This window comes from Flavivirga aquimarina (assembly GCF_030540835.1).
Classification (GTDB): Bacteria; Bacteroidota; Bacteroidia; order Flavobacteriales; family Flavobacteriaceae; genus Flavivirga; species Flavivirga aquimarina.
In genome coordinates this window covers 1-4646 of sequence record NZ_JAUOEK010000098.1, presented here as the reverse complement: position 1 = coordinate 4646, position 4646 = coordinate 1, and the positions used below count along the sequence as shown (strand labels likewise).

Annotated in this window: 3 protein-coding genes; all 3 read right to left on the bottom strand. The window is 37.0% G+C overall.

Translation table 11 applies throughout. The features are described 5' to 3' along the window. Positions 1–488 precede the first annotated feature (488 nt). Positions 489–3701: an amidohydrolase family protein gene (locus Q4Q35_RS08670; protein ID WP_303277573.1), complete on the bottom strand. Its 3213-nt coding sequence runs from the start codon at positions 3699–3701 to the stop codon at positions 489–491. A gap of 252 nt (positions 3702–3953) precedes the next feature. Further along, positions 3954–4106 carry a hypothetical protein gene (locus tag Q4Q35_RS08665; protein ID WP_303277572.1) on the bottom strand — a complete coding sequence of 51 codons (153 nt, stop codon included), beginning with the start codon at positions 4104–4106 and terminating at the stop codon, positions 3954–3956. A 46-nt stretch (positions 4107–4152) separates the two neighbouring features. Continuing rightward, positions 4153–4646: hypothetical protein (locus Q4Q35_RS08660; protein WP_437439740.1), on the bottom strand; the 494-nt coding region annotated here is incomplete at its 5' end.

Below are 4646 nucleotides of genomic sequence, written 5' to 3'. Positions count from 1 at the left end.
ATAAGCCATAGCTTTGCCAGTCACACTATCGGGAAGTACAGCATATAATTGCTTTTCCAACCATTTTTTCAAGGTATCCAATACTGGTTTGGCGTGTTTATCTCGGAGCTCCTTAAAAAATATAGATTTACAACTTACTATTTTAAATAACAGTACTAACCTGAGTTCGACCTAATAAAAACGAGAATTCATACATAAAACACTAATTGTAAACCACTTATACTAATTAAATATGTTTCAGGCTCTTTATAACATGTGAGACTTTACTAACTTCAAGCTAAAAACCACTAAACATACTATCTTCTTCCTTAAATTAACATAGACTAGCTAGCTAGTCTATGTTAATTATAAGTCGAATCTAGCATATTTATTGACTTTTATCTACGATTACATCTAACTCAGGTTACTAGTATTTTTATTAATTTCAATATATATATTATAGTATTTCCTACACCATTTGATTTCATAATTATATAAAGTACTTCGTTTTATTTTTCAATCTTTCTTTTTTCTTCTTGATACCTCCATATTGGTGCTGGTTTTTGATAAGGCCATAGTGTCTCTAATGTTTCATCATCATAGAGTACCCCATCTTTCATGATGTACCGTATATCTCTAGTATTATGAATATCATCCAAAGGATTGGAGTTTAGAATAACCAAATCTGCAATCTTACTAGGTTCTATGGAGCCAATATCCTGTTGGACTCCTAAGGCTTCTGCACCTCTTATGGTAGCTATTTCCAATACTTGGTGGTTGGTGAGCCCTCCCATTTGTAAAGCCCACATTTCGTTATGGGCGCCGATGCCCTGATTGTTGCCGTGGCTGCCTAATGTAATTTTTCCACCAGCATTGTAAATGCGGGCACATATCTTGGCTTGTTTAATAAAATCTGGATTAAGGGTATCTTTAGGAAGCGAGGCATTCATAATGGTTTCGATTGATTCTGCTCCATTACTGGTTATGCGAACACGTCCATCACTTTTGGTAAAATGCTCTAATTTAGTATTTGGATTTTTCCAATATTTATATTTAAAATATTCTTTAGCGGGTTCTGAATAAGCGTCTTCTGAATAGGCTATTTGTAAAGTAGGCGTCACATAAGTTCCTGATTTGGCTATAAAACTAACAATATCCTTGTATCCGTTTCCCCAATCTAGGTTGTGCTCTACACCTGTACCACCATCTTTAATCATTCCAAGTTGGTACAACCATGGACCTCTTGTGCCTTCATTGGTCATGTTTACGCCTGCTTCTCTGCAACTCTCTAATACCCATTGGCGTTGCTGGCGTGTGGGCAATGTATATTGTTTTATTTCTGTAGCGCCCATAATAGTTCTTTTCTTTATTAACTCACGAGTATCTTCTATACTTTCACAGGTAAGCATGCCATCATTGATACGGGCACAACGCCCTACACTAAATAATCTGGGGCCCAACATCTGTCCGGTTTCCAACAATTCTTTATAACCGAAAGAATCATAGCTTAGCGAGGGGTCTCTAGCCGTAGTCACCCCATAGGCTAGATTGGTTAGGAACATCCAGGATTGTTGGGGAAACACATCTGGAGGGATACGCATGTGTAGGTGCAAATCCACTAGACCCGGAATAATGGTTTTACCACTTAAATCCATAGTCTGGTAATTTTTGGGAATGACCATGTTTTTGGTGGCACCTATACGTTCTATACGCCCATCCTTTATAAGTACTGTACCATTTTCTATAATCTGATTGCCTTTCATGCTGATGATGCGTACATTGGTAAATGCCAATTGCCCTTTACCATAATAAGTATCCTTCGTTATGGTTAAAGGAATGGCTTTAACAGAGATGCTATCAATAGACAACGACCTATTTCTTAATTTGTTATCTCCATATATTTGCTTAGCAACTCTTTTGGCCTTAACAATAATACTGTCTGGGTATACTTGATAGTAGGTATTAGCATAGGTATAGCCTAGAGTCCCATTGAACTCCCAAACGGGGTCTATACCCCGAGCAAATTTAATACCCTTTAAGGGTTGATTGCGTTCTAGGATTATGGGGGTGGAATCGTATTCGCTTAAATCTATCAGGTACATATCCTCATCGACCGCACAGGCTATAAAACGCCCATTGGGTGATAGGGTGCTCTCAAATTCACTTAAACGTATGCCTTTGGTATGAATTCCCCTATCTGTTCCATCAAGCTTGGTGGATACCAAAAGATCCGATATTCTATAGCTCCCTCCCTTTTGAAGGGAAGCCCTATAATTAATCCGTTGCCCATTTTGACCAAAGGATAAATGATTTCGTAAGGGAATGGAGTCTACAATAGTCACTGTACTTGCATTGTTTACACTGATATATTGTAACGCTCCCAAGCCAAGGTCATCCCTGTCTCCAAGTTCTGGTTTACCTTGTACTACGGCTATAAACTTGCCATCTGGCGACCATGTGGGGCGTTGGTACTGACCGGGTGTGTTAGTAAGTTTTACTGGAGCACTACCATCTGCATTGACATACCACAGGGCACCACCTGCCAGATCACTCCAGGTGACATAGGCTATTTTTGTGCCGTCGGGTGACCAAGCTGGTTGGTATTGATTTTGGTCTTGCGCTACCAATGGTTTTGGATTACCATCAGGCAGTTCTTTTATGTAAATGGTATTTTGTGCCATGAATATGAGTTGTTTCCCACTAGGACTGGTTTGAGCGGAACGGGTGTAACGCATGGTAATGGGCTTATGTCCTAAACGAGTAGTGTTGTAGTTTAATGGCCTTAAATCTACTTTTACATTTGCTGTGAAAGGAATCTTTTTATTTTCTCCTGTCTCAATAGTTATACGATGGATCTTGCCACCAACTGGCAGGTAGATGTATTTGGAATCGGGGGAGAAACTGAGTCCTTCTACATATATATCAAACGCTTCCAATAGACACTTTTCAATCCCATTTTTTATATTTTTTATATAAAATGCTTTTCCTCCTTCAATAGCCATAGGACGACTGAAGGCTATAATATTACCATTGGGGGCTATTCTTATATCCTGTAGACCAGAATATTCCAAGGAATCAATGGTGGTTTCCTTACCCGTTGTTGTGCTCTTTTGGATAACTCCCATTTTTCCTGTATGATACAATTTTTGTCCTATATAATAGAATTCTTGCCCTGTGTAATAGAATTTTGACCCTGTATAATACAATTTTTGTCCACCATGGGTACTACCTATGATATATCTCTGTAAAGCTGTTTTAGCTCCTTTACCTGTTTTTATTGAGATAGGTAATCCTCCTATCCATAGGGAATCTTGACTATGATGATGGAAAATGTCTGAAGATTTGTATTTTCCTGGAAAATAGTTACTATGACCAGAAAAATTACTGATACGAATACCATAGTCCCCCAAACTATCATTAAGGCAGGCAAAATGATTTCCATCTGAAAGCCAAATGGGGTTGGCGTTATTAGCCACTCCTCTGGTATGCTGGGTCGCGGTACCTCCTGTTACGGGTAAAGTGTAGATGTCTCCCAAGAATTCTACTAACAGGGTTTGTCCATCTGGAGATACATCCAAGTGCATATTGGAAGCTTCTTGTATAGTGAATTCTAGAGTTCTTTTTAATAAATCACTTTTTTCACGTTGGTAATTACAGGCTATTAGAACTATTAAAAAAAAATAGAATGAAATCCTGAATAATGTTTTAATTGAATTAGTCATGAGCTTTAGATGATGTCTTAGTATTATTTCAAAAATTAATGCCCTTATATTTTATAATAATTGCAACTTGGAACTATTAATTGGGGCATTCCTAATTTGGGAGTACCATGAATGTTAGTAACTATTAACTTTGAAAATTCGTCTTTGGTCTGCACGATTACTATTGCTATCCCAAATGCCGTTAGCAGACAAAAAATAAGCCTTTTAAAATTTAATGTGTTTATCATATCTATCTCCTTTGTTTATATATTATTAATCTCCTATAGAAGCTTGTTCTGGGTCAAGAACAAAAGTTGTATGTGGTTCAAATATAGAATAAGATCTTTGCATATAAAACACATTTTTTTGAATCCATATAATAGACTTACTGAAAGTTCTCTTACCATAGCTATTAAGTGTGGGCATTTTTCGACACATAGTCTATTATTTATTTAACCAGACTTTGGTACCATCAGATAATAAGATATAGAATTGACCTCCTAGGGATGGTTAAAGTATTATAAGTGATTTGATTGTTCGTTGCTAAGCCTAACTGTCCAGCAGGCAGATATATTATTTCTTCACCATTACTGGTGACATGATTTATTCGATAGGTCGTTCCTTTTTCTAAAACGACTTTGGAACCGTCTTCTAAGGTTAGGATGACTTTGTCACTGCCTGATTCGATATTGTTATTTACAATGATAGGGGCTTCGAAGCCGGGGTTTTGGTTTGTTTGATTAAATACAAAGGTTATTGAGATTAATAATATTATAGAAGCTGCTACGCCATAAGTCCAGAATTCCCGCTTACTGGACAGGTAGATAGAGGATCGTCCGGAACGTTGTTTTTTTTCTTCTAAAAACTTCCATTCTTTTTCTATATCTATATCTTCTAAAATATTTGAGTATTTACCTTCTTTTATATCTAAAAGCGTCTGAACTATTTCTTCTTCTAAAACCTCAG